We start from the raw sequence: 26,515 nt of genomic DNA on the forward strand, positions 1-26,515 counted from the left end.
TCACCATGACCGAGAAGCCCACGATCGATGACCCCGATCGGCCCATGGAGTCACCGCGCGCGGACGCGACGGGGCCGGACGGACGCCTTGCTCAACGGAAAAGGAAACAATGAGAGCAGCAACTCGCAATCGCAGACGTCGCTCGGCCGCGGCGGCCCTGAGCGTGGTCACCCTGGGGGCGTCCCTGCTTTACGCCCCCACGTCGGCCGCCGCTGACGGGGCCGTCGCCTCGATCACGTTGGGCGAGGTCAACCAGGAGAGCGGGCTCCGGCAGATCGAGCAGGGTGACGGCACGACCGCGCCCGTGACGGTCGGCGGGCGGAACGCGCGCAGGACCGTGCAGACCTCGGCGCCGGCGCAGCACATGTACTTCCAGGTCGACGACACGATCGCCTTCAACGGCGCCTACGTCGCGTGCCTGATGGTCGACTACTTCGACGAGGGCGGTGCCACCTTCCGCGTCCAGTACGACTCGACCACCAGCGCGTACGCCGGGACGGGTTCGGTGAACCGCACCGGGTCGAACACGTGGAAGACGGCGGGCTTCGAGCTGATGGACGCCCGGTTCTCCAACCGCGAGAACGGCGGCGCCGACTTCCGCGTCGAGGCGGGCACGACCGGGGTGACCTTCAGCAGCGTGAAGCTGACGATCGTCCAGGACGACGGCGTGACCCCGCCGTGCGCGGCGGCCGATCCCGATCCGGAGCCCACCCCGATCCGCTGGCGGCTCAAGTACGACGAGCCGTTCAACAAGAAGATCCGCACCGAGGCCAGCCCGTGGGTGCTCGACGACTACAGCGACCCGGTCGACGACTACAACGACGACAACGGCGACCTCTACCGTCTGCAGCTCGGCCCCGAGTTCGACGCGTCGATGGCGACCATGCGGACGTACCGGCAGGAGACCGAGTTCGGCAAGGACGGCTGGCTCACGGCGTCCCTCTCCACGCGTGAGAGCGGCGGGCGGGTCGACGACAGCTACACCGACACGGCCGAACGTCCGTCGATCTCGACGGAGAAGCTCGACACGGTGGGCGCCGTCGCCAACATCACGGTGCCTCACTACACGGGCGGCGCGATCATCCGCAACACCGAGCCGCTGCCGAAGTACTACCGCATCGAGTACGAGCTCAAGACGCTCGACTTCGGCGGCCTGCGCAACGGCTCGCTGTTCTACGACGGCAAGTACAACGGGTACAAGCTCGGGGAGTGCAAGACCTTCTACCCGTGGGTCAGCAACCCCAACGACATCGACCCGGCCGACCCCTGCGCCACCCGCTCGGTGCGTGAGGACAGCAACGAGGCGTACAACGCCTTCCACTTCATGTCGATCCTCGACTTCCCGGCGATGCCCCGGAACCTGGCGATGTACCACTGGCACCGCAAGGTGCTGATGGACCAGTTCAGCCCGGCCCCGTCGCGGAACACCAACGGCTACGACGTCTGCAACCCGCAGACCGGGGTGAAGTACCCCTGGGACCAGAGCAACAAGACCACGGTGAACATGCTCTACTTCACCGGTTCGCTCGGCCAGTCGCAGACGTTCGTGACGAGCTGCGACCGGCGGCCGGTCTCCGGCGTGCAGAAGTCGGCCGTGGAGCTGCAGCCCGAACTGATGCCCCACAAGGACTACGCGTTCGCCATCGAGCGCACCCCGGAGGGGTACACGCTCGAGGTCAGCGGCGTCTTCAAGAACGTCCCCGGCAAGCAGACCTACCGGTACACCCGGGGCTTCATCGACGACGACGCCGGCGTGATCGGCGCGAACGTGCCGATCTTCCACTACAACGTGGACGCCGAGGAGTACAACGGCCAGTTCAACACCTCGCACCGCGCGTCGGGCGCTTTCGGCTCGAAGACGTGGGACAACCAGTGGCCGGCCGGCTCGGCCTACCCCGACTACTTCGTCATCGGCGAGCCGTACACGAACGTCGGCGAGGGCCAGGCCCGCATCGACAACATCCGGCTCTACGTGCCGAAGGACTAGCAGATCCAGCCGCGCCCCCGGGACCTCAGACGGACCCGGGGGCGCGGTCCGCGTTCCTCCGGCATGGCCGATGGGCCCCTCACCGGTGGGCCGAGGTCACCGCCGGGTCGCCGGTCCTCAGGTAGCGTTCAGCGCCTGGCGGGCCAGTTCGGCCGCGCCGGTCACCCCCGACAGGTTGCCCAGCCCCGGCGCGAAGACCAGGGTGTCGAGCGGGTAGCCGCCGGCCAGGTCGGCCGCGCGGGCCCGCACCAGGTCGAGCAGGCCCGGCCGGCCGCCGACCCCGCCGCCGATGACCACGGCCTGGGGGGAGAGGGTCGAGGCCAGGTTGTGTACGGCCTTCGCCAGATAGTCGGCCTCCAGCTCCCACGGCTCCCCGTCGCCCAGTTCCTGCGCCGGGCGGCCCCAGCGGGCCCGCATCGACGTCCCGGACGCCAGCCCTTCGAGGCAGTCGCCGTGGAAGGGGCAGACCCCCGGGAACGGGTCGCGCGCGGTGTCGTGGGGGACCAGCATGTGGCCCGCCTCGGGGTGGGTGCGCCCGTGCAGGGGCCGGCCGTCGACGACGACGCCGACCCCGATGCCGGTCCCGACCGTCATGTACGCCAGCGTGTGCAGCCCCCGCCCCGCCCCGTAGCGCCACTCGCCGATCGCCGCGCCGTTGACGTCGGTGTCGAGCCCGACCGGCACGCCCAGCCCCTCACGGAACGGCGTCACCACGTCGGCCCCCGACCAGCCCGGCTTGGGCGTGGCGGTGATGTGCCCGGTCGACAGGTCGACCGGGCCGAACGTGGCGACGCCGACCGCCGCTGGGGCGGGATGACGCCGGAAGAAGTCGACGGCGGCCGGGATGGTCTCGTCGGGGGTCGTCGTCGGGACCACCTCGGTGGCCACGATCTTTCCGTCGGTGTCGGCGAGCGCGCACACCCATTTCGTACCGCCCGCTTCGACGGCTCCGTACCTGATCACCCGCACAGTCTGCCGTTACAGCTCCGGCTGCTGCCAGCCGGACTGGGGGATGTCGCCCCGATAGGGCGGCAGGACGATCGGCGGCACGAACGTTTCCTTGATCGTCCGGGCGTTGACCCAGCGGATCAGGTTGAGGATCGAGCCGGCCTTGTCGTTGGTGCCCGAGGCCCGCGCGCCGCCGAACGGCTGCTGGCCGACGACCGCGCCGGTCGGCTTGTCGTTCACGTAGAAGTTGCCGGCGGCGTACCGGAGCTTCTCCGAGGCCGCCGCGATGGCGTAGCGGTCGCGGGCGATCAGCGCGCCGGTCAGCGCGTACGGCGTGGCCGACTCCAGCTGGGTGAGCGTGGCGTCGAAGTCGTCGTAGACGTGGACGGCGAGGATCGGGCCGAAGTACTCGGTCGTGAAGATCTCGTCGGTCGGGTCGCCGCACTCCAGGATCGCCGGCTTCACGAAGTAGCCCGTGGAGTCGTCGTAGGAGCCCGTCAGGACCGCGATGTTGTCGGCGGCCCGCGCCCGGTCGATCGCGGTCTTGTGCTTGGCGAACGCGCGGGCGTCGATCACGGCGCCCATGAACGTCGACAGGTCGGCCGCCACGTCGCCCACGGTCAGCGACTCGGCCAGGGCGACGAAGTCGTCCTTCATCGTGTTCCACATCGCGCGCGGCACGTAGGCCCGCGACGCCGCCGAGCACTTCTGGCCCTGGTATTCGAACGCGCCCCTGATCAGCGCCGTGGTCAGCGCGGCCGGGTCGGCCGAGGGGTGGGCCAGCACGAAGTCCTTGCCGCCGGTCTCGCCGACCAGGCGCGGGTAGGCGTGGTAACGGCCGATGTTGGCCCCGACGGTCGCCCACAGGTGCTGGAAGGTCGACGTCGAGCCGGTGAAGTGCACGCCGGCCAGCGCCGGGTGGGTCATCGCCGCCTCCGACACCGCCGAGCCGTTGCCGGTCACCAGGTTGATCACACCCGGGGGCAGGCCGGCCTCCTCCAGCAGCGCCATCGTGAAGTGGGCGGCGAACTGCTGGGTGGGCGACGGCTTCCAGACGACGACGTTGCCCATCAGCGCGACCGCGGCGGGCAGGTTCGCGGCGATGGCGGTGAAGTTGAACGGTGTGATCGCCAGGACGAAGCCCTCAAGCGGGCGGTACTCCATCCGGTTCCACACGCCGGGGGAGGAGACCGGCTGCTCGGTGAGGAGCTGCCGGGCGAACGCCACGTTGAAGCGCAGGAAGTCGATCAGCTCGCAGGCGGCGTCGATCTCGGCCTGCTGGGCCGACTTCGACTGGCCGAGGATGGTCGCCGCGTTCAGGGTGGCCCGCCACGGCCCGGCGAGCAGCTCGGCGGCGCGCAGGAAGATCGCTGCCCGCTCGTCGAAGCTCAGCGCCCGCCACGCCGGGGCCGCCGCCAGCGCGGTCGAGATCGCCGCCTGGACGTCGGCGGGGGTGGCGTCGTTGGTGGTGCCGAGGACCGAGGCGTGGTTGTGCGGCTGCACCACCGGGATGGGGGCGCCGCCCGCCATGCGGCGTTCGCCGCCGATCGTCATCGGCAGCTCGATGCTGGTGGCGGCCAGCTCCTTCAGCCGCCCCTCCAGCATGGCGCGGTCGGCGCTGCCGGGGCCGTAGGACCGGACCGGCTCGTTGACCGGCACCGGGACCGTGGAGACGGCGTCCATCACTTACCCCCAAGGGAACGCAGGAAGAAGGCCACGTTGGCCGGTCGTTCGGCCAGGCGGCGCATGAAGTAGCCGTACCAGTCGTCGCCGTAGGGCACGTACACGCGGACCAGCGCGCCCGAGTTGGCGAGCGCCTGCTGCTTGTCGGTGCGGATGCCGTAGAGCATCTGGTACTCGTAGGTGTCGCGGGCCCGGTCGTGCCGGTCGGCGAGCAGTTCGGCGATCGAGATCAGCCGGTCGTCGTGGGTGGCGACCATGGGGTGCCCGGCGCCCGCCATCAGCACCTTCAGGCAGCGCACGTAGGCCAGGTCGACGTCGTTCTTCTTCTGGTACGCCACCGACGCCGGCTCGCGGTAGGCGCCCTTCACCAGCCTGACCCGCGAGTCGCGCAGGTCGTGGCAGTCGGCCTCGCTGCGCATCAGGTAGGCCTGGACGGCCACGCCCACGTCGGAGAAGTCGGTCCGCAGCTCGCGCAGGATGCCCAGGGTGGAGTCGACCGTGGTGTGGTCCTCCATGTCGAGGGTGACCGTCGCCCCCGCGCCGAGCGCCGCCTCGCAGATCTCCCGGGCGTGTTCGAGGGCCATCGCGTCGTCGAGCGCCTGCCCGACGGCCGACAACTTCACCGAGACCTCGGCCCGGTGGCCCAGCCCCAGCGGGGCGAGCGCGTCGAGCAGCTCCACGTACGCCTTCGTGGTGGTGACGGCGGCGTCGGTGTCGCGCACCTCCTCGCCCAGATGGTCGATGGTGACCATGAGCCCCGACCGGGTGAGCCGTTCGACCGTGGCCACGGCGTCGGCGGTGGCCTCTCCGGCGACGAACCGGTCGACGACGCGCCGGGTTGGCGGCAGGGCCGTGACGGCCTTGCGCGCGAGCGGATTCCTCGACACGGCGAGGAGCGTGGAACCGAGCATGCACACAGCGTAATTCGCCCGGAAAGTACCCTTCCACGGACATCCGGCCAAGTCTCTTCAGACAAATGCACAATAATGTTCGCATGCAAGACCTGGTGGACGAGATCGCCCGCCTGCTCGACGCCTCGGTCACCGTCGAAGACCGCGCCTTCGAGCTGGTGGCCTACGGCGTGCAGAGCGGCGTGGTCGACGAGGTCCGCCAGGAGTCCATCCTCCGCCGTCGCGCCACCGCCGCGACCAAGGCCCACTTCGAGGCGTACGGCATCGCCACCGCCGACCACCCGGTCCGCATCCCCGAGGCCCCCGGCTTCCTGGCCCGCGTCTGCGTGCCGTTGCGGCACCGGGGCGTCACCTACGGCTACCTGTGGCTGCTCGACAGCGGCCGCCTGTCCGACGCCCTGCTCGACCGGGCCGGCCCCCTGTTCGCCCGCCTGGCCGCCGCCCTCGCCCACGAGGCGCAGATCCGGCGGGCCCCCCTCGACGACCTGTTCTCCCCGAACCCGCAGGCCCGCGCCGAGGCCGCCCGGGGCGTCGAGGGCCCCCTGGTCGCCCTGGCGGTCGCGGCCGGCCCGGCCGAGGTGCCCATCTCCTGGTCGCTCCCGCGCGACGTGCTGACCGGCCAGGCGGGAGCCCATCCGGCGTTCCTGGCCCCACCGGTCCGCGCCCGCGAGGCGGCCGCCCGCCTGACCGAGATGTACGGCGTCCCGGTCGGCGCGGGCGACCCCCGCCAGGACCCGGAGGACGCGTGGGAGAGCTGGCGGGAGGCCCTGAACGCCCTGCGGGTGGCCGAGAAGACAGGGAGGCCCGTCGCCCACTGGTCGGAACTGGGCGTCTACCGCTACCTGGTCAGGCTGCCCCACCACGAACTCGCGGAACTGGCGGCCGAGACCGCCGCCCTCCCGGAGGAGCTCGCCACCACGCTGGAGACCTACCTCGACCGGGCAGGCCACGTGCAGAAGACGGCGGCGGCGCTGGGCATCCACCGCCAGACCCTCTACTACCGCCTGGGCCGCGCCGCGGAGTTCACCGGCAAGGACCTGTCGGACGGCCAGGACCGCCTGCTCCTGCACCTGTCGCTGAAGGCGCGAAGGTTGTAAGCCCGTCGAGGCGCCAATGGGGCGTTCGTCGCCAAGGCCGCCGAAGCGGCCGGTCGGCGCCGGTTGCGGTGCCCGCCGCCGACGGCGGGTGGCGCCGGCCAGGCGGAGCCGTAACGGAAAAGCGAAATAAACGGGCCGAGCGCCCGCGATGGCCGGAGCATCGCGGGCGCTCGGTTCTTTCCCTCAGGGGAGAGGTTCTCAGGCGCAGGCGCTTTCGTAGACGCGGAGGAGTTCCTGGCTGACGCGCTCCAGCGAGTAGCGGGAGCGGGCGCGGTCGGCGCCGGCGTAGCCGAGGGCCGAGCGCAGGGTGCGGTCGCCGAGGAGGTCGCGGATGCGGGCCGTCACCTCGGCGGGGCGGCGGACCAGGAAGCCGGTCACGCCGTCGACGACCGAGTCGAGGTGGGCGCCGGACGCGGAGGCGATGACCGGGACGCCGCAGGCCATGATCTCCAGGGCGGCGGTGCCGGCCGGCACGGTCGGCTGGAGCGACAGGGCGACGTCGACGCTGCGGATCAGCTTCGGCATGGCGTTGTGGGGGACCTGGCCGAGCAGGGTCAGCCGGTCTTCGACGCCGCGGGAGCGGGCCAGCATGCGCAGCCGCTCCAGGACCGGGTCGTCGCCGCCGGCCACGACCAGCTCGGCGTCGGGGATCGAGGTCAGCGAGTTGACCACGGCGCCCGCGCCGGTGGCGCCCACGTGGAGCAGGCGCGGACGGCCGTCGCGGGGGAAGGCCGGGCCCTGGCGCTTGAAGCGCTCGATGTCGACGCCGCCGGGCACGATCGAGATGTTCCGGCGCGGCACGCCCATCTGGATCAGCTGCGACTCCTCGCCGGCGCAGGTCGCGATGACCGCGCGGGCCCGGCGGCCGATCGCCCGCTCCAGGCGCAGCACCTGGGCGGAGGGCCGGTCGTCGTGGTGGAAGGTCTGGGTCACCGGGACGTCGAGCCCGTCGGAGCCGGCGATGGCGGCGAGGCCGCCGGTCCACGAGTGGGCGTGGATGACGTCGGGGCGCTCGGCGTGCCAGCGGCGCTTGAGGCCGTCGCTGAAGTCGGAGATGTAGGGGAGCAGGTCGCTCTCGGAGAGGTCCTTGTCGGGACCGGCGGGCACCCGCTCGACCCGGACGCCCTTGATCTGCGCGTCGTCCCGCGTGTAGACGGTGACTTCGTGGCCCCGGCCCAGTTCACGGGCGACGGCGGGGGCGGTGACGGAGAGGTTGTTCGTGGCGACGATGGCGATATGCATGGCACACCTCATGGCGATAAGCGCGATGAAAGGGGTGTGCCTGCGTCTTAGGCACGAACTGTGTTGTGGTCTTTACCGTACACCTAAGAGCTTTAAACGCAAGTTTTCAGATGAATCAGGCGTCGATGCGCAGACCCGGAGTGGTGTGCCAGCCGATCAGCCGGATGAGGTGGCCGACGTGGTCGGGCACCGGGCCCAGCACGAGTTCGCGCTGGTCACCGAGGTTCTTGGCGGTGTCGACGAGGGCCCGCAGCCCGGCCAGGTCGATGAAGGTGACCCCGTGGAGGTCGACGTGGAGATCTCCGGGAACCGCCCCGGTCACCGCGGAGAGCTGGCGGGCCAGATCGGAGGAGGAGGTCGCGTCGATCTCTCCCTCGACCTGGATGCCGTCGGGCCCGAAGGTGCGCCGGATGCGCAGCAGGGCCGTTTCGAGCAGCAGGTCGCCGCCGTCGGGCCGGTGCAGCCGGAGCAGGTCGGCCAGCACGCCGGGCGCGAACAGCCGCTTGTCGAACTGGCACACCCCGAGCGCCGCGCCGGTGTCGTAGACGCTCTGGATGCCGCTCTCGAACTCGGCCAGCCGGTCGGTGCCGACCCGCACGGCCCAGCTCATCTCGCCGGTCACCCGCAGCGCCCGATAGCCCTCTGACCTGGCCTGTTCTGCTTCGGCGGCGACTTCGGCGACCATCGTGCCCGGGTCGAACGCCTCCAGGCGGCGGATGTCGAGCCGCCCGGCGGCCACCGCGCCGTCGGTGTCGACGCCCCAGCCGCGCAGCAGCCCCGTCACGACGGCCGGATGGGTCACGTCGGTCAGGTACAGCACCTTGTCCGCGCCGGCCAGCCCTTCGGCGATGAAGGGGGCCAGCACGGGCTCCAACTCGGCCTCGTCGGAGTAGGCGACGGACCTGTGGTCACCGGGCTGCACCAGGCAAGGCTAGCGGGAACGACGGAGGGTGAGAACCGTGACCTCGTCGACGACCTCGTCGTCGCAGAAGGCGCGGTGGTCCTCCTCGATGGCCTTGACGACCGCCGCGGGGGGCTGGTTGACGCAGCGCGCGAGCACTTCGGTCAGCCGCGCCTCGCCGTAGTTCTCCCCGGCCGAGCTGCGGGTGCCGACCAGGCCGTCGGAGTAGAGCACCAGCGTCTCTCCCGAGGCCAGCGTCAGTTCCTCGGTGGCCGGCACGGCCCCTTCTTCGAAGCCGAGCGGCACCCCGCCGCCCTCGGTGAAACGCACCCCGCCGTCGGGCTGGAGCAGCGCCGCCGGGTGGTGCCCGGCGGAGGCCAGCCGGACCTTGCGGCCCCGGACGAACCCGGCGGCGGCCATCACGAACAGGCCGGTGTGCTGGGCCAGCAGGGCGTCGTTGACCTTGCGCAGGGCCTCTCCGGGGTCGCGTTCGAAGGCGCTGAGCACCCGGATGCCGTTGCGGACCAGCGAGGTCACCGAGGCGGCCTCCTCGCCGCGTCCGGCCGCGCCGCCGATGACGAAGCCCCAGCCGCCCTTCATCGGGAAGACGTCGTAGAACTCCCCGCCGATCGCCCGCATGGCCGAACCGGGGTGGTAGATCGCGGCCGTCTCGAACCCGGCCACCTCGGGCAGCGAGCGGGGGAGCACGCCGCTGCGCAGCGCGTCGGCGGCGTTGGAGCTGCGCTGGAAGCTGCGCTGGGCCCGCAGGGCCAGCCCCAGGTGCGACCCGATCTCCTCCAGCAGGCCCAGGTCGGCCAGGCTGAAGGGCGGGCGGTCGCGCAGCCGTACGAGGGTCAGCACGCCCGCGACCTCGTCGTCGGACTGGATGGGGACCGACAGCAGCGAGCCGGCCTTCATCTGGGTCAGCACGTCGGCGCCGAGCAGGCTGTCGTCGCTGAGCATCTCGTGCACGACCCCGCTGCGGGTGGCCAGCACCCGGGCGACCAGCGGCGCGCCGGCCGGGTCGAGGGACTCGATCGCGCGCTGGAGCTTGGCCACCGGCTGGGTCGAGGGGGCGATCACGGCGGCGCGGTGGAGGCCGCCGTCGCGGACCATGTCGGCGATCACCCAGTCGGCCGTCTCGGCGCCCAGCAGCCGGGCCGCGCGGATCAGCGCGACCGGCTCGCGGAGGCTCTCGTCGTCGAGCAGCAGCCGGGTGAGCTGGGCCGACAGCTCGTGGCGGCGGGCCGCTTCGAGGAACAGCGACTCGTCGGGGGTGTCCTTGCCGCTGTCGGGGCCGGTCAGCTGCACGTCGGTCGGCAGGGCGACGGCGGCGACCATCTCCTGCGGCTCGCCGGGCATGCGCAGGCGGCTCAGCACCAGCCGGACCGTGTGGGCCCGGCCCTGGTGGGCCAGCCGCGTCTCGAAGGTGGTGCTCTCCTCGCTGCGCAGCGCCTCGGCGAACCTGGCGCGGAAGGTCGCCCGCCGGGACGACTCGATGAGCAGCGGGAACGCGCGGCCGATCAGGTATCCGGCCGGGCTGCCGAGCAGCCGGGTGGTCTCGTTGTTGATCCGGCGGACGGTCCCGCCGGTGTCCATCACGACCACCGGGATCGGGAGGGTGCGGAAGATCTGCCGGAGCAGTTTCTGCTCGCGCTGGGGGCCGCCGTCGCGCCGTCGCTTCGCCTTGGACAGCTCGGCCAGGGCGTCGCGGACGAGCCCTTCGGCGGTCTCGAGCTCGTGGCTGCGGGGCAGGTCGGCGACGCGCGCCGCGAACTCGCCCAGCCGCTGCTCCAGGTCGGTCACCGGTGTGTGCTCCCTCTCGCATCCGTCATCGGATGATTAGACCCCAAACTAGGGGAATGGTCTTCCCTGTGATTCCCATTCTCGCCCGTGATCTCGCCGCCCTCGGACGGGTCACCGAGGGAACCTCCGCCGAGAGCGTGCTCCGCGGGGTTACCGAGGCCATCGCCCGGGGCGTGCCCGGCTGCGCGGGGGGCACCGCCGAGCTCTGGATGGACGACCGGGTCCTGCTGGCGTCCTCCCACAGCGAACTCATCGCCGTCAGCGACCGGGAGCGCGACCTGCGCGAAGGCCCCTCACGGGAGGCCCTGCGCAGCGGCCGGCCGATCGTGGTCGGCGACGTGATGCGCGACCAGCGCTGGCCCCGCTACGCCGCCGCGGCCGTGCGCCACGGCGTGCGCTCGATCCTCGTGCTGCCCGTCGAGGTCGACGGCGCGATCGTGGTGATCGGGCTCTACGGGGTGCGGCCGGGCGTGTTCGCCGACCACGTGCCGCTGACCGAGCTGCTGCGCGAGCAGGTCACGGTCGCCCTCGCCAACATCTGGGAGTTCGACGACGTGCTCACCGGCGCCGCCCAGATGCAGGAGGCGATGGCCGGCCGGGCCCTGATCGACCAGGCCAAGGGCATCATCATGCAGGCCAGCGGCTGCAGCCCCGAAGAGGCCTTCGACGAGCTGCGCCGGATCTCCCAGCACCACCAGGTGAAGGTCGCCGACCTGGCGAAACTGCTGGTCACCGAGCACCAGCAGAAGAACGCCAAGAACTAGACGGCGGCCACGGCCTCGTCGACGGTCTCGAACATGGGCAGCCGCTGCGCGAGGCCGGTCACCCACATCACCTTCGAGGCCGGGTATTGCACGTTCACCAGCGCGAAGTGCCCGCCGGCCGCGGTCGCCCGCTGCCAGTGATGGACGATCAACCCCAGCGCCCGCGAGTCCATGAACGTCACGCCGCCCAGATCGAGGATCATGTCGGGCCCGTGGTCGTCGGCCACCGCGTCGAGGTGGTCGGAGAACTGCTCGCGTGTGGTGGCGTCGAGGATCCCGTCGATGTGGATCACCACGAAATCCGCCACGGCACTCGATCGCATCGTCAGGGTTGCCACCGCCTCGCCTCCTTCGACGCAACCTTACTGTTCTCCAGGGAGTTGTGTAACGCCCCGATTCGGGGCATTATGGCGGAAGAGGTCCAGCAGAGGGCTTCGTCTCGTTTTCTTTGAGCGAGACGTCTGTCTGCGTGGGCCTTGCCGCGTTTTCAGGGGTCTCGCGTTTTCCCCTGAGGAGACAGCGACATGTCTGCCGACCTGATGTCCGCCGAAGTCACCGCCGAAGACCTGCTGGTCGAGCTGAACGAGCCCGGCACCACCGACGACCGCGCCGCCCGGCTGCGCGAGATCATCGTCGAGATGCACCGCCCGATGGCCCGCGACATCGCCCGGCGTTACCTCCACCGGGGCGAGCCGATGGAGGACCTCCTCCAGGCCGCCTACGTCGGGCTGATGAAGGCCATCAACGGCTTCGACCCCACCCTCGGCCACAGCTTCCGCGGCTACGCCATGGTCACCATGACCGGCGAGGTCAAGCGGCACTTCCGCGACCGCACCTGGGCCGTCCGGGTGCCCCGGATCTACCAGGAGCGCCGGTCGGAGCTGAACCGCCTGGTCGCCGACATGACCCAGGAGAACGGCCGGTTCCCGACGGTGGCCGAGCTGGCCGAGCGGATGGGGATCTCCGAGGAGGACATGCTCCTCACCCTGGACGCCTCGTCGGCGTACAGCACGCTCTCGCTCGACGCGCCGATGGGCGCCGACGACGACGCGGCCGCCCTGGGCGACGTGATCCCCGACAGCGACGACAGCCTCGCCACCCTGATCGACCGCGAGGCGGTCAAGCCGCTCATCGACGAACTGCCGGAGCGGGAGAAGAACATCCTGCTGCTACGGTTCTATGGCAACATGACGCAGGCGGAGATCGCCGCCGAGTTCGACATCTCCCAGATGCATGTGTCGCGGATTCTGCGGAAGGTTCTCGACCAGCTGCGTGCGGAGCTTGTCGCCTAATGGCGGTTTTCGACCCGATTCCCCGGGATATCGGGCAACCTGCCGTGATGACCCGGGGTATCTTTCTTCGGAGTGCCGCCACTACGGGAAGGCGTTAGCGGGTGAACGAGGACGGCGTCGCGCCGCCTCCCGCACCGGGTGCCGCGAAGGAGATCACGTTCTCCCTCGCCGATCTGCCCGACGTGCGGGAGTTCGCGGCTGCGCTGGCCCGACGCGGGGGGATGCCGGAAGACCGGGTGAACGACTTCCTGGTCGCCCTCAACGAGGTCACCACCAACGCCGTCACCCACGGCGCCACCAAGGCGCGGCTGAAGATCTCGTTCGAACCCGGTTTCCTCGTCGCCGACGTCCACGACGAGGGCCGCCACTGGCATCTGTCGTCGGAGTCGCCCCCGGGCTTCACCCCGCCGCGTGAGAACGCGACGAGCGGGATGGGCCTGTGGGTGGCCCGGCGGCTCAGCGCCGACATGCGCGTGGTGACCGGCGAGACCGGGTCGACCGTGGTGATGCGTTTCCCCCTCTGAGGCGGGGTACGGGTCTGGAATGACCCCTTCATCCAGAATTCTGGTGGTCGGCGGGGGGAACGTCGGCATGTACGTCGCCCTCCGGCTCCAGCGCAGGCTGCGCAAGGAGCTCAAGCAGGGCCGCGTCGGCATCACCATCGCCGACCTCGACTCGTACATGACCTATCAGCCGTTCCTCCCCGAGGCGGCGGCGGGCAACCTGGAGCCCCGGCATGTGGTGGTGTCGCTGCGCCGGGTGCTGCCCCGCTGCCGGATCCTCAGCGGCCGCATCTGCGACATCGACCTGGCCGGCAGGTCGGCCCGGTTCGCGCCCATGGAAGGGCCCGAGCAGGTGCTCGACTACGACTACCTGGTCTTCTGCCCCGGGTCGATCACCAAGACGCTGCCGATCCCCGGGCTGGCCGAGAACGGCATCGGCTTCAAGACCGTCGAAGAGGCCACCCACCTGCGCAACCACATCCTCGGCAAGCTCGACACGGCCGCCTCGACCGACGACCCGGACGTCCGGGCCCGCGCGCTGACCTTCGTCTTCGTCGGGGCCGGCTACGCCGGGGTGGAGGCGCTGGCCGAGCTGGAGGACATGACGGCCGACGCGTGCCGCTACTTCCACGGCATCAGCCGCGACTCGATGCGCTGGGTGCTGGTCGAGGCCAGCGACCACATCCTGCCCGAGGTGGGGCCGGAACTGGGCCTGTGGACCACCGACGAGCTGCGCAAACGCGGCATCGACGTGCGGCTGAACACCCGGGTCAAGTCGGTCGAGCACGACGTCGTCGTCCTCGACGATGGCGAGTCGATCCCGTGCGAGACGCTGGTGTGGACGGCCGGGGTGAAGGCCAACCCCTTGGTCGAGCACCTGCCGCAGGGCGACCGGGGCCGGGTGTCCGCCTCGGCCGAGCTGCTGATCGAGGGCACTGACTTCGCCTTCGCGGCCGGGGACTCCGCAGCGGTCCCCGACCTGACCCGGCCCGGCGAGTTCTGCCCGCCCAACGCCCAGCACGCCGTCAGGCAGAGCAAGCGGCTCGCCGACAACCTGATCGCCACCATGCGCGGCCGCAGGCGCACGCCCTACCGGCACAAGAACGCCGGGTCGGTCGCCTCGCTCGGGCTCCACAAGGGGGTCGCGAACGTCTACGGCGTGCAGGTGCGCGGCTTCCCGGCCTGGTTCATGCACCGGACCTACCACCTGACCCGGATGCCGACCCTCAACCGCAAGGCCCGCATCCTGATGGACTGGACGCTGGCGCTGTTCTTCAAGCGCGAGGTCGTCGCCCTGGGCGCGCTGGCCCGGCCGCGCGAGGAGTTCGAGTTCGCCACCCGCAGCCAGGAGGAGACCGCTAACGCGCGGCGGTGATCGCGTCGAAGTCGGGGATGCGCGCCGAGATCGTGTCGCCGGTGAAGTCGCCGACCCAGCCGTCGTCGTCGTGGAAGAACCGCACCGCGCAGAAGTCGGGGCGGGTGCCCATGTCGAACCAGTGGGTGGTCTTGGCCGGCACGCTCAGCAGGTCGCCCGCCTCGCAGAGCACGGCGTGCACCTTCCCGTTCAGGTGCAGGTAGAAGATCCCGGCGCCGCGGGCGAAGAAGCGCACCTCGTCGTCGTCGTGGGTGTGCTCGTTCAGGAACTTCGCCCGCGCCCCGGCCGCGACCTCGGGGTCGGCGTCGGGACCGAGCTGGACGACGTCGACGAACGTGTAGCTCTCGTCGGCGTTGACCTTGGCGATCTGCTCGGCGTACGCCGCCAGCACGTCGTCGGCCGACGGGCCGGTCGGCACGAGGTCCCAGTGGCGCAGGCGCACGCCGATCTCGGCCAGGACGGCGGCGATCTCGGCCGGGTTCTCGGTGCGCTGGAGGAGCTCGGCGTCTTCGCCGTAGACGGTGAGGTAGGTCATGCCTCCCAGGGAACCACCACGGCCCGGTGATCGCCATAGCATGATCACGTCATTTGCTACGCTCCGTGATCATGACGACACACTTCACCGACCTGGGAAGACGCATCCGATGATCGATCTGCACGGACGCGACGTACGACTCCGCAGCCTGCGGCCCGCCGACCTGAAGGTCTACACGCAGGTCTACACGAGCGCCGTCCTCACCCGCTACCTGGGCGTCGACCGCATGGACGAGGACCGGGCGCGGGCCACCTTCCTGGCCGGGCTGCGCTCCGACCGGCGCATCACCCTGGCCATCACCGAGCCCGACGGCGAGGCCGTCCACGGGCTGATCGGGCTGCTGCTGGAGGACTACGGCAGCAACGCCATGATCACCGGGCTGGTGCTGCTGCCCGGCTCGCCGATCCAGGGGCGCGGCGCGCAGGCGGGCCGCCTGCTCATCGACTACGCCTTCACCCACCTCGGCATCCACCGGGTCTGGGCCTGCCACCGCCACGACCAGCCGCTGATGGAGGGCATCATGCTCGACGCCGGGCTCCGCCGCGAGGCCACGGTACGGCAGCTGTTCCAGACCCAGGGCCGCTGGCACGACGTGACCACCTACGCCGCCCTGTCGCACGAGTGGGGCCTGGTTCACGCCCCGTAGAAGTACCGCCACAACAGGGCGGCGGCGTACGTCCGGTAAGGAGCCCACGGCAGCCCTCTGGCCTGCACCTCCGCGATGGAGGGCAGCCCCTCCAGCTGCCAGGCCCGCTCGACGGCCCGCCGGATGCCCTGGTCGCCGGCCGGCAGCACGTCGGGCCGGTGGAGCTGGGCGATGAGGAACGACTGCGCCGTCCACACGCCGACCCCCTTCACCTCGGTCAGCGCCGCGACCACCTCGGCGTCGGCGAGGCCGGCCAGGCCGTCGAGGTCGAGCAGGCCGCGGGCCTGCCGGTGGGCCAGGTCGAGCAGGTAGGCCGTCTTCGCGCCCGACAGACCGCACTCCCGCAGCCGCTCGGCGCCCATGGCCAGGATCGCCTCGGGGGTGGGGAAGCCGCCGGCCGCGGCCTTGATCCGGTCGAAGAACGTGAACGCCACGGCCGTGGAGATCTGCTGGCTGACGACGTGCAGGACCAGGCCGGAGAAGTGAGTCGGGCCGAACCGCCCGGGGCTGAACCACGCGAACGGGTCGGGTTCGCCCACCTCGCCGATCAGGCGCGCGAGCACGGGGTCGCCCGCGAGGTGGTCGTACGGCCTCATCAGGCCATTATGGTCGGGTGGAAACCGACATCCTCGCCAACCCCGTCTGGGCCGCGCTGACCGGGCCGCACGCCCGCTTCGCCGTCGTGAGCGGCCGGACCAGGCGTTATCCCCGCGACGTGTCGCCCTTCGCGGCGGTGCCCGACGCCTTCGGGCCGGACGACTGGGCCGCCTTCGACGGGCAGCTGCTGACGATCAACACCGGCGAGGTCCCCGGCGACTGGGAGACGCTCTTCGCGCTGCCGGGCGTCCAGATGGAGGGATCCGGGGTGGCGGGGGCCGCCGACCCCGCGCTGAGCGTGCTGGGGCCGGCCGACGTGCCCGAGATGCTCGACCTGGTGGCCCGCACCCAGCCGGGGCCGTTCGGGCCGCGGACCATCGAGATGGGCGCCTACCTGGGCCTTCGCGACGAGGGCCGGCTGATCGCGATGGCGGGGGAGCGGCTGCGGGTGCCCGGGTGGACGGAGATCAGCGCCGTGTGCACCGACCCCGCCCACCGGGGGCGGGGTCTGGCGTCACGGCTGGTGTCGGCGGTGGTGGCGGGCGTCCGCGACCGGGGCGACCGGCCGTTCCTGCACGCCGCCACCGCCAACGTCAACGCGGTCAGGCTCTACGAGTCACTCGGGTTCACCGTCTCCCGGAACGTGACGTTCCGGGTGCTGCGGCCTCAGGAGGCCCTGACCCGCGACACCGCCGAGGCGGTGTAGCCCGAACCCGCGCCGACGGCGCTGATCAGGACCTTCCCGGCGGGGGTGCCCGCCGGGATCGCGACGGTGAAGGCGACCGTGCCCGACGCGTCGGCGACCGCCCGGCCGAGGGCCACGCCGTCGAGGGTGAACTGCACGCTCTCCCCGGCCCGGTAGCCGCCCGCCGTGACGGGGTTCGAGCCGCCCGCGACCACCGCGTTCGTCACGATGAGGTTGCCCGGCTTGAGCGAGGCGAGGTACTCGGCGCACGCCTCCCCGGGGGTGCCGTAGGCGGGGGTGGTGACGTTGCCGTCGTCCTCGCGGACGGTGAGGGTGCCGAAGCCCCCGTCGCCCATGACCGCGCCGGCCGTGTTGGTGACCGAGACCTTGAACGACGTCGACGCCGTGCCGGTCGCGACCGTGTCGCCGAGGGTGCCCGCCTGGACCGTCACGCAGGTCTGGCCGGGGGCGAAGACCACCTTCTTCATCGAGATCCCGGCGCGGCCGGTGGCCGAGCCGAAGACGCTGACGTAGCCGGTGACCTCGTGGTCGGCGGGGGCCGAGAGCGCCACAGCGATCGACGCCGTGCCCGGGCCGGAACCTTCGTCGACCCGGGCCGGCGCGACGTCCACCGCGATCTGCCGCTGGGGGACCCGGGCGCCGACCGCCCGGTTCTCGGCCGACAGGTCGGACAGGTAGACGCCCGTACCGGTGAAGGAGACCTGGCGGACGTCCTTCAGGTTCAGGCCCGTCGTGCTGAGCGGGATGGTGACCTGCTGGAGGATGATCTTCTTCAGCCAGGCCGAGGTGGAGCCGGGCAGCCGGGTGACGGCCCGGGGGTTGAGCGCCGAGACCGGCGACGACCAGGTCGTGCCGGCGCCGTCGGTGACGGTGATCGTGACGTCGGTGGAGGTCGCCACGGTCTCGTCGGCGGCGACCTTGACCGAGAGCTGCTCGTACCCGGACAGATCGGCGCTCGTCGACACGGTGACGGTGCCCGACTTCAGGCGCATCATCGGCGACGACGGGATGTTGAACGCCCACGTCGCGGGTGACCAGTGGGGCAGCGCGGCCTGGTTGGTCGCGGTCGCGCAGAACGGCTGGTCCTGCGGGATCTGGAGACCGCCCGTGCCGCCCATGCTGGAGCAGAGCGCGGCCTCACCCGACACCGAGACGTTCGCCTCGGGCTTCTCGAAGGTCGCCAGGTCGGTCCGCGAGGCGGCGGGCTGGGTGGCGGCGCTGGTCACGTCGGCGAAGGCGATCGACGGGACCGAGACGGCCGAGCCGTCGAACAGCGGCAGGAAACGCTTCTCGCCGCCGAGCACGAGCCGGAAGAAGCCCGCCATGTAGACGGCGCCGACCTTCTCCTGCTGCGGCGCGGTCAGGCGCAGAGTCGTGGCCGCCGCCGGGTTGCAGACCGGGTCGTTGGCCCCGCTGCCGCCGACCGACCAGTCGTCGCCGGTGCTCGCCGGGAACAGGCCCGGCGTCCAGATCGTGTTGAAGAAGTTGTGGTTGGCGCCCTGCGCCAGCACGGCCGAGCGCAGCACGTCGTCGTCGAAGCCGTGCCGGGAGTCGTCCACGATGTGCTGGCCCATGAGGTTCTCCACGTCGCCGTCGCAGTACGGGAGGATCGTGGCCGTCACGGTGTTGGGCAGCGAGATGCGGTCGTAGTCGACCGGCGCCAGCGGCAGCACCGCCTTGATGCCGAACTGCCGGTGGAGCGGCAGCGCGTCGTTCAGCGTGGCCGCCGCGACCACGCCCTCGCCGCCGCGCGAGTGGCCCATGATGCCGACGTTCTGGAAGTCGAAGGCCCGCTTCAGGTCGGCCGGGGTGACCGCGCCCGTCAGCGCCTGGGCCAGCGTGACGTCGCGGCCGGTGAAGGCGTCGTGGTACTCGACCGGGTCGCCGTCGTCGGCGTTCTCCAGCATGGTCAGCGTGTCGAGGACCAGCTGGCCCCGGGCCTGCGCGCCGTAGTCGGCGGCGAGCTGGTTGTCGTTGGAGTTGATCGCGTTGGCCGAGATCGACACGACGGTGTACCCGTTGCTCGCCAGGGCGCGGGCGGGCAGGTCGTAGCCGATGTAGCTGGGGATCGTGGCGCGCTGCGAGGTGCTGTCGGGAGACGGCTTGCAGGGCCAGCGGTTGGGGTTGGTGGCCCCGGTGCCGTAGCAGGAGGTGTGCCGGCCGTGCAGGAAGACCACGAGCGGCTTCCGCTCGCGGGAGACCGGCAGGTAGATCTTGCCGGTGAGCTCGCCCCGGATGCCGCCGATGTTGAGCAGCGGGACCGCCTGGTCGCCGAAGTCGTACACCCCTTCCTTGACCTGGAACGTTCCCGGCGTCGAGGGGTCGTCCGGGAGGACGGTCTTCTGGACCTCGGCGAGGGCGGCCGCGGCGCGCGAGGTCGCGGCCGGGGCGGCGTCGAGCACGTCGGCGGTGATCTCGTCGGCCGAGGCGACGGCCGGGTCGGCGGTGACGAGGAAGAGGGACTTCCCGTCGGCAGACTCGGTGGCCGGGCCGAGCACCTTCCCGTCGGCGAGCAGCGAGGGGGCGCTCGAGTCGATCGGGAGCTTCTCGTCCAGGTTCAGGGTGACTCGGTAACCGCCCGCCACGCGGTCGACGCTCCAGTCGTCCTCGACGGAGGCGGAGGCGGGGGCGGCGGTGAACGTGGCGACGCAGGCGAGGGACAGTAATGCGGCCGTGCCGCGGAGGGAGATGCGCAAGGGGGAGCCTTACTCGTACGAGCCGGGTGTTGCGATTCGGACGGTATGGGCGGTTTGTTACCGCAGGCTCCTGATCATGTTTCGCCGGAATTTCCTATTGACTCTGTAGGAAATATGGGTAAATCTGGCTGCCATGTCCCCTGAGACCCGGATGCGGACCCTGACGCGGGAGCTGCGCCTCCTCGCCGCCGCCGACCCTGCGGAGGCGCGAAACCGCAGGTCGCGGCTGCTGGCGGAGTGGCGCGGCGCGTCAGCCGGGCTGCTCGCCCAGGTGCTGTCGGCGGCCATCGAGCTCGGCACGGCCGAAGGCCGCTTGGCCTCCCTCGGGCGGCAGAGCGGGGAACTGCGGGCCCGGTTGCGGGAGGCGGGGTTGTCGCTCTCGGAGGCCGCGGGCGCGGTCGACGGCGACGCCCCCGTCACCGCCGTGGCCGAGGCCCGCGCCCGCATCGTCGGCGTCGCCGCCGAGGTGGGGCGGCTGCCGATGGCGCCGCCCCGCCAGGAGTTCGTCTAGGACACCCGGGCGTACCGCTCGGTGAACCGGGCCCGCAGGTCGCCGGCCGGGTAGGCCGAGCGGAACGCGCCCCGGGCGCGCAGCGCCGGAACCACGTGGCGGGTGATCGCCCGCAGGTCGTGGGGGAGCACGCCCGGCCTCAGCCGGAAGCCGTCGAGCCCGGCCGCCTGCCAGTCGAGCAGCAGGTGGGCCAGGCCGGTCGCCGAACCCGAGTAGACGTGGGCGTCGCTCTCGAAGGCGGCGCCGTCGAGGTCGTCGAGGCGTTCCTTCAGGCCGGCGCCGTCGAGGAACACGACCAGGTCGGCCAGCACCGTCACGCCGGGGGCCGCGCGCCGGGCCCGGCCGGCCAGCGCGGCGGCCTCCCTGCGGTCGTGCGGGGTGACGAACACGACGTCGGCGGCGCGGGCCGCCGCCTCCACCGGCAGGCCGGGGCCGGCCAGAGTGGTCACGAGGGGGCGTCCGGGCAGCCGGGGGCGCAGCTGGCCGGAGGTGTGCCAGCCCGCCCGGCCGGGGCCGGCCCGGTCGAGGGCGGCCAGCCCGGCCGCCGCGTCGGCGCCCGCCGCCGCCGGGACCAGTCCGATCCTGGACGTCAGCGGCGCGGTCGCCGTCGCCAGGAGCATGGCGTCGAGCGGGCCGGTCACCTCGTCGCCCGGACAGGTGCGCAGCCGGATGACGTCCTCGAAGGTGACGAAGTCGAGCAGCCCTCGCTCGGCCTCCTGGACCAGGTAGGTCCAGTAGGCGGCGGTGAACAGGGCGTCGGGGCTCGCGCCCTCGGCACGCCAGGCGGCGGGGTGCCACCCGGCGCCGTCGAGGGCGGCGGCCAGCTGCAGAGTCATGTGGTCTCCTCGAACGGACTTTTCCTACATGAATAGTAGGGAATAATTACCTACTTAACAAGTAGGACTTGACGGAAATGCGGGCGACGTGCTGAGCTTCCGTCCATGACCACAACCGCGCCGGCCGTCCGGCACACCACCGGGCCGAAGGCGGCGCCTGCCCGGCATCCCCTCCGGTGGCCGGCCGCCGCCGGAGTGGTGCTGCTGCTCGCCATGGCCGCCAACTCGCTGGTCACCAATCCGGCCTGGGAGTGGGAGGTGGTCGGCCAGTACCTCTTCGCGCCCTCGGTGCTCCGCGCCGTCCTGCTCACGCTGGAGCTGACCGCCCTCGGCACCGTCTTCGGCTTCGCCCTCGGCGGGGTGCTCGCGGTGATGCGGCTGTCGCCCAACCCGCTGTTGTCGTCGGTCGCCTGGGGGTACGTCTGGGTGTTCCGGGCCGTGCCGCTGATCCTGCAGCTGCTGTTCTGGTACAACCTGGCGCTGCTCTATCCGCGCCTGTCGTTCGGCATCCCGTTCGGGCCCGCGTTCTTCTCCGTCGGCACGATGGACCTGATCGGGCCGGTCACCGCCGCCGCGCTCGGGCTGGCGCTGCACCAGGCCGCCTACGCCGCCGAGATCGTGCGCGGCGGGCTGCTCGCGGTCGACCCCGGTCAGCGCGAGGCCGCCGCCGCGCTGGGCATCCCCCGGGTGCGGCGGTTCTTCCGGATCATCCTGCCGCAGGCCATGCGGAGCATCGTGCCCAACGCCGGCAACGAGATCATCGGCCTGGTCAAGGGCACCTCGGTGGTCTACATCATGGCCCTGCCCGAGCTCTTCTACCAGGTCCAGGTCATCTACATGCGCAACGGCCGGGTAGTCGCGCTGCTGCTGGTCGCGGCCATCTGGTACCTCGCGCTGACCACGGTCATGTCGGTGGTCCAGCACTACGTCGAACGCCACTACGGACGGGGCCGGTCATGATCGAGATCGACGGGGTCCACAAGAGCTTCGGCGCCCTGCACGTGCTGCGCGGCGTCAGCCTGAAGGTCGCCACCGGGGAGGTCGCGGTCGTCCTGGGTCCGTCGGGCTCGGGCAAGTCGACGCTGCTGCGTACGATCAACCACCTGGAGAGACCCGACGCCGGCACCGTGCACGTCGACGGGCGGCTCATCGGCCACCGCGGCGAACGGGAGATCCTCCGGCAGCGTACGGAGATCGGCTTCGTCTTCCAGAACTTCAACCTGTTCCCCCACCTGACCGTACGGGAGAACATCGCCGAGGCCCCCCTGTCGGCCCAGCGCCGCCCGAAGGCCGAGGTCGCCTTGGCCGTCGACCGCCTGCTCCTGCGGGTGGGCCTGTCCGACAAGGCCGACGCCTATCCGGGCACGCTGTCGGGCGGCCAGCGGCAGCGGGTCGCCATCGCCCGCGCGCTGGCCCTCGACCCGAAGGTCGTGCTGTTCGACGAGCCCACCTCCGCCCTCGACCCCGAGCTGGTCGGAGAGGTCCTCGACGTCATGCGCGACCTGGCCCGGTCGGGCACCACCATGGTCGTCGTCACGCACGAGATCGGCTTCGCCCGCGAGGCCGCCGACACCGTCGTCTTCCTCGACGAGGGCCTCGTCGTCGAGCATGGACCGCCCGGCCAGGTCATCGACCACCCCCAGCACGAACGCACCCGCGCGTTCATCAGCCGCGTCCTCTGAAGGAGACCTCCCATGCGCCGATTCGCCGTGCCCGCGGCCCTGCTGATCCTCCTCGCCGCCTGCGGCGCGAACGAACCCCCGACCACGACGGCGGCGGGATCGACGGTGAACACCAGCCCCGACCAGCAGCGCATCCGGGCCCAGAAGGTCGACGCCATCGCCGCCCAGGTCCCGCCCGCCGTCGCCGCCGACGGCAAGCTGCTCGTCGGGCACAGCGGAGAGGGCGCGCCGCCCCTCGGCTTCCTGGCCGACGACGACACCACCTACATCGGCGTCGAGACCGACCTCGCCCAGCTGGTCGCCGACGTGCTCGGCCTGGAGTACGCCAGTGAGATCAGCTCCTGGGAGAACCTCTTCGTCGGCGCCAGGTCGGGCAAGCTGGAGGCGGTCTTCAACAACGTGACCGTCACGGAGGAACGCAAGGACGTCTACGACTTCGCGACCTACCGCGTCGACCAGCTCGCCTGGCAGGTGGCCGCGAACAGCCCGATCACCGCCATCGCCAAGCCCGCCGACATCGCCGGCCTGAAGGTCTCGGTCGGCTCCGGCACCAACCAGGAGAAGATCCTGCTCGACTGGGACGAGCAGAACAAGGACGCCGGCCTCAAGCCCGCCGAGATCTCCTACTACAACCTCTACGGCGACGCCCTGCTGGCCCTGAAGTCGGGCCGCATCCAGGCGTACTTCGGCCCGAACCCGAACATCGCCTACAACGTCGCCGTCGGCAGGGACACGAAGATCGTCGGCACCGCGTCCGGCGCCGGGCCCGACCTCCAGGGCCTCATCGCCGCCATGACCCTGAAGGACAACGGCCTGGTCAAGCCGCTCAACGAGGCGCTCAACACGGTCATCGAGGACGGCAGCTACCAGAAGGTGCTCGATCGCTGGGGCCTGGGCAACGAGGCCATCCCGCAGTCGCAGATCAACCCGCCCGGCCTTCCCCGGCAGGAGGGCTGATGGCCCACGTCCTCGACAACCCGGGCTGGGCGGCGCTGACCGGCCCGCACGCCCACCTCGCCGAGGTCCGGGGGAACGTGCGCCGCTACCGGCCCGACGTGTCGGTCTTCCTCGGGGTGGCCGGCGAGCCGGAACTCGACGACTGGGCGGCCATCGCCGCCTTCGCCGGCCCCGGCAGGACCGTCAGCCTGACCTTCGAGGCGCCCGTCCCCGACGGCTGGGAGATCGTGCATGACATCGAGGGGGTGCAGCTCGACGGCAGCGCGGTCTGGGGCGAGCCCTTCGCCGACGCCGTCGTGCTCACCCCGGACGACGTGCCCGACATGCTCGACCTGGTGGCCCGCACCGAACCCGGGCCGTTCCTGCCCCGGACCATCGAGATGGGCGTCTACCTGGGCGTACGCCACGAGGGCAAGCTCGTCGCGATGGCGGGGGAGCGGCTGCACCCACCCGGCTGGACCGAGATCAGCGCGGTCTGCACCGACGCCTCGTTCCGCGGGCAGGGGCTGGCCACCCGGCTGGTGCTCGCGGTCGCGGCCGGCATCCGGGCACGCGGCGAGACCCCGTTCATGCACGCCTCGGCGTCGAACGTGACCGCCATCCGCCTGTACGAGAAGCTCGGCTTCACCCTCCGGGCGCGGCGGCTGTTCCGCCAGGTCCGGGCGCCGGGCCGGTGAACAGGGCGTCGACCGCGCGCACCGCCGTCTCCAGCCGCTGTGCGGGCGGGCCGGACACCACCAGGTGCGGCATGCCGCGCGCCGTCAGCAGGTCGCGGAAGCGCGCGTCCATGGCGTGCCGGAGGTGCTCGCCGTCGCGCCAGCCGTCCTGTTCGAAGGGCACGCCCTCGACGCTGGTGTGGATCCACAGGTCGTGCCGGGAGTGGTCGGCGACGCGCCACACCTCCTCGGTGGTGGTCCCGGCGTACCGCTCCTGCCACAGGGCGGTCGCGAAGGGGTCGGTGTCGCAGAACAGCACCGGCGAGCCCACCCGCGCCGCGGCGTCCTCCCAGGCCAGCTGGCGTTCGGCGACGACGGTGAACTCCTCGGGCCGCCACGCGAGGTCGTCCATCCACGGCTCCGGCTCGCCGGCGAGCTTCGCCGCCCGGCGGGCCAGGGCCAGCTTCTCCTCGCAGTAGGTGCGGCCGTATTCGGGCACCCAGCGGGTCGCCGCCCACACCCCGCCGCGCGCGGCGTAGTGGGCGGTCAGCGCGCGGGTCAGGGTGGTCGTGCCGGTCGACTCCGCGCCGACGACGACCACCCGCCTCGCCAGGCGGGCCCGGACCGCCGGGCGCAACCACGGCCAGGCCGCGACCGGATTTTCCCTGGCCAGGGTGCCGCTGACCGGGTGCCGCTCGCGGGCCGGGTCGACCGGCACGTGGACGGCGTCGAAGCGGCGGGCCAGTTCGTCGCCGTAGTCCTCGGAGCTGAACACCGCGTCGACGGTCACGCCGGGGCCGTGGGCCAGGGCGAGGGCGAACCGGAAGACGTCCACGTGGGCGGTCCAGATCTCCGGGTCGTCGTAGTCGATCGGGGCGTCGTCCACGACCGGCGCGATCACCACGTTGGGCTGGGGGTGCGCCTCGCGCAGCCACGCCGCGCGGTCGGCGAGCGGGATCGTCTCCACCGCGTTGGCCGCCACGACCACCGTGACCAGGTCGCAGTGCTCCGCCGCGGTGTCGATGAGGTGGTGGTGGCCGGCGTGCGGGGGATAGAACTTCCCGATGACGAGTCCGTGCGCGTAGCTCATCGGGCCACCGCCGCCACCCGCCAGGCCCGCAGGCCCATGACGCACAGCGCCAGGAACACCACGTAGAGGGCGCTGGTCAGGAACAGGTTCTTGTACGCGTACAGCGGGATGTAGACCACGTCGGCGGCGATCCAGAGCCACCACGACTCCACCAGCTTGCGGGTCTGCCCGTAGGTCGCCATCAGCGACAACGACGTGGTCAGCGCGTCCCAGAACGGCACCGAGGAGTCGGTGTAGGCCGACAGCGCCGCCGTCAGCAGGGCCGTGAGCGCGACCCCGGCGAGCCCCAGCCACGCCCATTCGGCGGGGGCGGTCCGGGAGACACGCAGGGCGGTGCGGTCGACGCCGCCGTAGGCCCACTGCCACCAGCCGTAGACGCCGAGGACGACGTAGACGATCTGCAGGGCGGCGTCGGCGTAGAGCCCGACGGTGAGGAAGACCAGCCCGAGGAGGAGGACGTTGGCGATGCCGAGCGGCCAGTTCCAGATGTTCTGCCGGGCCACCATCCACACGGTCAGCAGGCCGGTGGCGAATCCGAGGAGTTCCGCCCAGCTCGTGGGCACGCCGCCCAGGGTGAAGGCGGGATCGAGTAACGGTCCGAGCAGATCGGTCATAGTGCCCAAACACTCCTAATCGTCGCCAGGACGATATCAATTCGGCCCGCCGAATCGGAGTGGGGGCCGCCACGGCCCGGAAAGGGCCGTGGCGGAGGGCGCCGGATCAGGCGTTCGCGCAGATGGCGAACACGCTGATGCCGACGGTGGCGTTGCCGGGCTGACGGCCGAGGCCGATCCAGCCGTTGCCGGCCGGGGTCGGGAACGAGCCGACGAGGATCGCCTCGTTGCCCTGGGCCTCGGCGCCGCCGCCGATGACCCGCTTGCCCGCGGGGCAGAGGGCGGTGCGCCGCTGGAAGTTCGGCACGTTGGCGTTGGGCAGCGTCACGATCTGGTAACCGTCGACGACCGCCGGGGCCGAGACCGGCGTGGTGGTGGCCCCGGCCGGGGTGGACATGGAAAGGCAGGCTCCCGCCGCGAGCACGGCGAAGGAGATGCTCAGGTAGCGCATCGTCACTCCTGTAGAGAGGGTTTCCAGGG

General features: G+C 71.5%; 27 protein-coding genes. 13 read left to right on the forward strand and 14 right to left on the reverse strand.

The genetic code is table 11. The features are described from left to right. The first annotated feature begins 109 nt into the window (after window positions 1–109). Window positions 110–1,987 carry a mucin-5B gene (locus AW274_RS16130; protein WP_157520314.1) on the forward strand — a complete coding sequence of 626 codons (1,878 nt, stop codon included), beginning with the start codon at window positions 110–112 and terminating at the stop codon, window positions 1,985–1,987. Between the two features lie 117 nt (window positions 1,988–2,104). On the opposite strand, the gene AW274_RS16135 is transcribed toward AW274_RS16130, so the two are convergent. Genes AW274_RS16135 through AW274_RS16145 form a run of 3 tightly spaced genes read right to left on the reverse strand, consistent with a single transcriptional unit; the run spans window position 2,105 to window position 5,529 of the window. Beyond that, window positions 2,105–2,950 carry an ROK family protein gene (locus tag AW274_RS16135; RefSeq protein WP_198169247.1) on the reverse strand — a complete coding sequence of 282 codons (846 nt, stop codon included), beginning with the start codon at window positions 2,948–2,950 and terminating at the stop codon, window positions 2,105–2,107. Between the two features lie 15 nt (window positions 2,951–2,965). Beyond that, window positions 2,966–4,618, reverse strand: coding sequence for an L-glutamate gamma-semialdehyde dehydrogenase (gene pruA / locus AW274_RS16140; RefSeq protein WP_062432395.1), 1,653 nt, complete (start codon window positions 4,616–4,618; stop codon window positions 2,966–2,968). Beyond that, a complete protein-coding gene (locus AW274_RS16145) occupies window positions 4,618–5,529 on the reverse strand; it encodes a proline dehydrogenase family protein (RefSeq protein WP_062432399.1) in 912 nt (303 codons plus the stop codon). The genes pruA and AW274_RS16145 overlap by 1 nt, the downstream gene beginning before the upstream one ends. A gap of 83 nt (window positions 5,530–5,612) precedes the next feature. Between AW274_RS16145 and AW274_RS16150 the strand changes: the two genes are divergently transcribed. Beyond that, on the forward strand, window positions 5,613–6,626 hold the full coding sequence (locus AW274_RS16150) for a PucR family transcriptional regulator (RefSeq protein ID WP_232320141.1): 1,014 nt from the start codon (window positions 5,613–5,615) through the stop codon (window positions 6,624–6,626). A gap of 198 nt (window positions 6,627–6,824) precedes the next feature. On the opposite strand, the gene AW274_RS16155 is transcribed toward AW274_RS16150, so the two are convergent. The 3 genes from AW274_RS16155 to AW274_RS16165 form a co-directional block, all read right to left on the reverse strand. Further along, window positions 6,825–7,868 (reverse strand): glycosyltransferase, encoded by a 1,044-nt coding sequence (locus AW274_RS16155; RefSeq protein ID WP_062432405.1) that lies wholly within the window; start codon window positions 7,866–7,868, stop codon window positions 6,825–6,827. Window positions 7,869–7,983: 115 nt separating this feature from the next. Continuing rightward, window positions 7,984–8,790, reverse strand: coding sequence for an MEDS domain-containing protein (locus tag AW274_RS16160; RefSeq protein WP_062432408.1), 807 nt, complete (start codon window positions 8,788–8,790; stop codon window positions 7,984–7,986). A gap of 9 nt (window positions 8,791–8,799) precedes the next feature. Further along, window positions 8,800–10,575 (reverse strand): SpoIIE family protein phosphatase, encoded by a 1,776-nt coding sequence (locus AW274_RS16165; protein WP_062432411.1) that lies wholly within the window; start codon window positions 10,573–10,575, stop codon window positions 8,800–8,802. 68 nt (window positions 10,576–10,643) lie between these two features. Between AW274_RS16165 and AW274_RS16170 the strand changes: the two genes are divergently transcribed. Beyond that, on the forward strand, window positions 10,644–11,339 hold the full coding sequence (locus tag AW274_RS16170) for a GAF and ANTAR domain-containing protein (protein WP_232320142.1): 696 nt from the start codon (window positions 10,644–10,646) through the stop codon (window positions 11,337–11,339). Here the strand turns inward: AW274_RS16170 and AW274_RS16175 are convergent. Beyond that, entirely contained in the window at window positions 11,336–11,677 is a 342-nt protein-coding gene (locus tag AW274_RS16175; RefSeq protein WP_232320143.1) for an STAS domain-containing protein, read from the reverse strand. The two genes, AW274_RS16170 and AW274_RS16175, sit on opposite strands and share 4 nt — an antisense overlap. 186 nt (window positions 11,678–11,863) lie before the next feature. On the opposite strand from AW274_RS16175, the gene AW274_RS16180 reads away from it, so the two are divergent. The 3 genes from AW274_RS16180 to AW274_RS16190 all read left to right on the forward strand — a co-directional run bounded on the left by AW274_RS16180 (window position 11,864) and on the right by AW274_RS16190 (window position 14,509). After that, complete coding sequence (locus tag AW274_RS16180; protein ID WP_062432416.1) at window positions 11,864–12,631, forward strand: SigB/SigF/SigG family RNA polymerase sigma factor; 768 nt, start codon at window positions 11,864–11,866, stop codon at window positions 12,629–12,631. Between the two features lie 101 nt (window positions 12,632–12,732). Beyond that, window positions 12,733–13,155, forward strand: a complete 423-nt coding sequence (locus AW274_RS16185; protein ID WP_062432419.1) for an ATP-binding protein — start codon at window positions 12,733–12,735, stop codon at window positions 13,153–13,155. A 19-nt stretch (window positions 13,156–13,174) separates the two neighbouring features. Next, window positions 13,175–14,509, forward strand: coding sequence for an NAD(P)/FAD-dependent oxidoreductase (locus AW274_RS16190; protein WP_062432422.1), 1,335 nt, complete (start codon window positions 13,175–13,177; stop codon window positions 14,507–14,509). Here the strand turns inward: AW274_RS16190 and AW274_RS16195 are convergent. Then, window positions 14,493–15,044 (reverse strand): 1,2-dihydroxy-3-keto-5-methylthiopentene dioxygenase, encoded by a 552-nt coding sequence (locus AW274_RS16195; protein ID WP_062432425.1) that lies wholly within the window; start codon window positions 15,042–15,044, stop codon window positions 14,493–14,495. The genes AW274_RS16190 and AW274_RS16195 overlap by 17 nt on opposite strands. Window positions 15,045–15,153: 109 nt before the next feature. Between AW274_RS16195 and AW274_RS16200 the strand changes: the two genes are divergently transcribed. Then, entirely contained in the window at window positions 15,154–15,690 is a 537-nt protein-coding gene (locus AW274_RS16200; protein WP_062432428.1) for a GNAT family N-acetyltransferase, read from the forward strand. Here the strand turns inward: AW274_RS16200 and AW274_RS16205 are convergent. Next, entirely contained in the window at window positions 15,678–16,286 is a 609-nt protein-coding gene (locus AW274_RS16205; RefSeq protein WP_062432431.1) for a DNA-3-methyladenine glycosylase family protein, read from the reverse strand. The genes AW274_RS16200 and AW274_RS16205 overlap by 13 nt on opposite strands. Window positions 16,287–16,303: 17 nt before the next feature. Here AW274_RS16205 and AW274_RS16210 point away from each other — a divergent pair, with 17 nt between their 5' ends. Next, the gene (locus AW274_RS16210; RefSeq protein ID WP_063813390.1) at window positions 16,304–16,993 is read left to right on the forward strand and encodes a GNAT family N-acetyltransferase; all 690 of its coding nucleotides are present in this window, start codon (window positions 16,304–16,306) and stop codon (window positions 16,991–16,993) included. Here the strand turns inward: AW274_RS16210 and AW274_RS16215 are convergent. Continuing rightward, window positions 16,954–19,689, reverse strand: a complete 2,736-nt coding sequence (locus AW274_RS16215; RefSeq protein WP_062432434.1) for an Ig-like domain repeat protein — start codon at window positions 19,687–19,689, stop codon at window positions 16,954–16,956. The genes AW274_RS16210 and AW274_RS16215 overlap by 40 nt on opposite strands. A gap of 133 nt (window positions 19,690–19,822) precedes the next feature. Here AW274_RS16215 and AW274_RS16220 point away from each other — a divergent pair, with 133 nt between their 5' ends. Beyond that, window positions 19,823–20,200, forward strand: a complete 378-nt coding sequence (locus AW274_RS16220; protein ID WP_157520317.1) for a hypothetical protein — start codon at window positions 19,823–19,825, stop codon at window positions 20,198–20,200. Here the strand turns inward: AW274_RS16220 and AW274_RS16225 are convergent. Continuing rightward, window positions 20,197–21,036: an LLM class oxidoreductase gene (locus tag AW274_RS16225; protein WP_062432439.1), complete on the reverse strand. Its 840-nt coding sequence runs from the start codon at window positions 21,034–21,036 to the stop codon at window positions 20,197–20,199. The genes AW274_RS16220 and AW274_RS16225 overlap by 4 nt on opposite strands. Before the next feature lie 105 nt (window positions 21,037–21,141). Between AW274_RS16225 and AW274_RS16230 the strand changes: the two genes are divergently transcribed. From AW274_RS16230 to AW274_RS16245, 4 genes are read left to right on the forward strand one after another with little or no spacing between them, the layout of a single operon-like run. Next, complete coding sequence (locus AW274_RS16230) at window positions 21,142–21,996, forward strand: amino acid ABC transporter permease (protein WP_062432444.1); 855 nt, start codon at window positions 21,142–21,144, stop codon at window positions 21,994–21,996. Further along, complete coding sequence (locus tag AW274_RS16235) at window positions 21,993–22,718, forward strand: amino acid ABC transporter ATP-binding protein (protein WP_062432446.1); 726 nt, start codon at window positions 21,993–21,995, stop codon at window positions 22,716–22,718. Before AW274_RS16230 ends, AW274_RS16235 begins: the two co-directional genes overlap by 4 nt. Window positions 22,719–22,730: 12 nt before the next feature. Continuing rightward, window positions 22,731–23,675: an ABC transporter substrate-binding protein gene (locus AW274_RS16240; protein ID WP_062432448.1), complete on the forward strand. Its 945-nt coding sequence runs from the start codon at window positions 22,731–22,733 to the stop codon at window positions 23,673–23,675. Beyond that, the gene (locus AW274_RS16245) at window positions 23,675–24,352 is read left to right on the forward strand and encodes a GNAT family N-acetyltransferase (RefSeq protein WP_062432451.1); all 678 of its coding nucleotides are present in this window, start codon (window positions 23,675–23,677) and stop codon (window positions 24,350–24,352) included. Before AW274_RS16240 ends, AW274_RS16245 begins: the two co-directional genes overlap by 1 nt. Here AW274_RS16245 and AW274_RS16250 read toward each other — a convergent pair. From AW274_RS16250 to AW274_RS16260, 3 genes are all read right to left on the reverse strand, one after another. Further along, on the reverse strand, window positions 24,300–25,421 hold the full coding sequence (locus tag AW274_RS16250; protein ID WP_062432454.1) for an AAA family ATPase: 1,122 nt from the start codon (window positions 25,419–25,421) through the stop codon (window positions 24,300–24,302). The genes AW274_RS16245 and AW274_RS16250 overlap by 53 nt on opposite strands. Beyond that, on the reverse strand, window positions 25,418–26,035 hold the full coding sequence (gene pnuC / locus AW274_RS16255; protein ID WP_062432457.1) for a nicotinamide riboside transporter PnuC: 618 nt from the start codon (window positions 26,033–26,035) through the stop codon (window positions 25,418–25,420). The genes AW274_RS16250 and pnuC overlap by 4 nt, the downstream gene beginning before the upstream one ends. A gap of 106 nt (window positions 26,036–26,141) precedes the next feature. Next, window positions 26,142–26,486, reverse strand: coding sequence for a hypothetical protein (locus AW274_RS16260; protein WP_062432460.1), 345 nt, complete (start codon window positions 26,484–26,486; stop codon window positions 26,142–26,144). Between the last annotated feature and the right edge of the window lie 29 nt (window positions 26,487–26,515).

The sequence above is a fragment of the Herbidospora daliensis genome (assembly GCF_001570585.1).
Classification (GTDB): Bacteria; Actinomycetota; Actinomycetes; order Streptosporangiales; family Streptosporangiaceae; genus Herbidospora; species Herbidospora daliensis.

Bases quoted from the DNA above. Each gene is read 5' to 3' on its own strand.
- pruA (WP_062432395.1), bottom strand. From the start codon at position 4,618: ATGGACGCCGTCTCCACGGTCCCGGTGCCGGTCAACGAGCCGGTCCGG.
- AW274_RS16130 (WP_157520314.1), top strand. From the start codon at position 110: ATGAGAGCAGCAACTCGCAATCGCAGACGTCGCTCGGCCGCGGCGGCC.
- AW274_RS16195 (WP_062432425.1), bottom strand. From the start codon at position 15,044: ATGACCTACCTCACCGTCTACGGCGAAGACGCCGAGCTCCTCCAGCGC.
- pnuC (WP_062432457.1), bottom strand. From the start codon at position 26,035: ATGACCGATCTGCTCGGACCGTTACTCGATCCCGCCTTCACCCTGGGC.
- AW274_RS16220 (WP_157520317.1), top strand. From the start codon at position 19,823: ATGTCCCCTGAGACCCGGATGCGGACCCTGACGCGGGAGCTGCGCCTC.
- AW274_RS16225 (WP_062432439.1), bottom strand. From the start codon at position 21,036: ATGACTCTGCAGCTGGCCGCCGCCCTCGACGGCGCCGGGTGGCACCCC.
- AW274_RS16240 (WP_062432448.1), top strand. From the start codon at position 22,731: ATGCGCCGATTCGCCGTGCCCGCGGCCCTGCTGATCCTCCTCGCCGCC.
- AW274_RS16180 (WP_062432416.1), top strand. From the start codon at position 11,864: ATGTCTGCCGACCTGATGTCCGCCGAAGTCACCGCCGAAGACCTGCTG.
- AW274_RS16155 (WP_062432405.1), bottom strand. From the start codon at position 7,868: ATGCATATCGCCATCGTCGCCACGAACAACCTCTCCGTCACCGCCCCC.
- AW274_RS16230 (WP_062432444.1), top strand. From the start codon at position 21,142: ATGACCACAACCGCGCCGGCCGTCCGGCACACCACCGGGCCGAAGGCG.
- AW274_RS16250 (WP_062432454.1), bottom strand. From the start codon at position 25,421: ATGAGCTACGCGCACGGACTCGTCATCGGGAAGTTCTATCCCCCGCAC.
- AW274_RS16190 (WP_062432422.1), top strand. From the start codon at position 13,175: ATGACCCCTTCATCCAGAATTCTGGTGGTCGGCGGGGGGAACGTCGGC.
- AW274_RS16245 (WP_062432451.1), top strand. From the start codon at position 23,675: ATGGCCCACGTCCTCGACAACCCGGGCTGGGCGGCGCTGACCGGCCCG.
- AW274_RS16145 (WP_062432399.1), bottom strand. From the start codon at position 5,529: ATGCTCGGTTCCACGCTCCTCGCCGTGTCGAGGAATCCGCTCGCGCGC.
- AW274_RS16205 (WP_062432431.1), bottom strand. From the start codon at position 16,286: ATGAGGCCGTACGACCACCTCGCGGGCGACCCCGTGCTCGCGCGCCTG.
- AW274_RS16150 (WP_232320141.1), top strand. From the start codon at position 5,613: ATGCAAGACCTGGTGGACGAGATCGCCCGCCTGCTCGACGCCTCGGTC.
- AW274_RS16200 (WP_062432428.1), top strand. From the start codon at position 15,154: ATGATCGATCTGCACGGACGCGACGTACGACTCCGCAGCCTGCGGCCC.
- AW274_RS16235 (WP_062432446.1), top strand. From the start codon at position 21,993: ATGATCGAGATCGACGGGGTCCACAAGAGCTTCGGCGCCCTGCACGTG.
- AW274_RS16260 (WP_062432460.1), bottom strand. From the start codon at position 26,486: ATGCGCTACCTGAGCATCTCCTTCGCCGTGCTCGCGGCGGGAGCCTGC.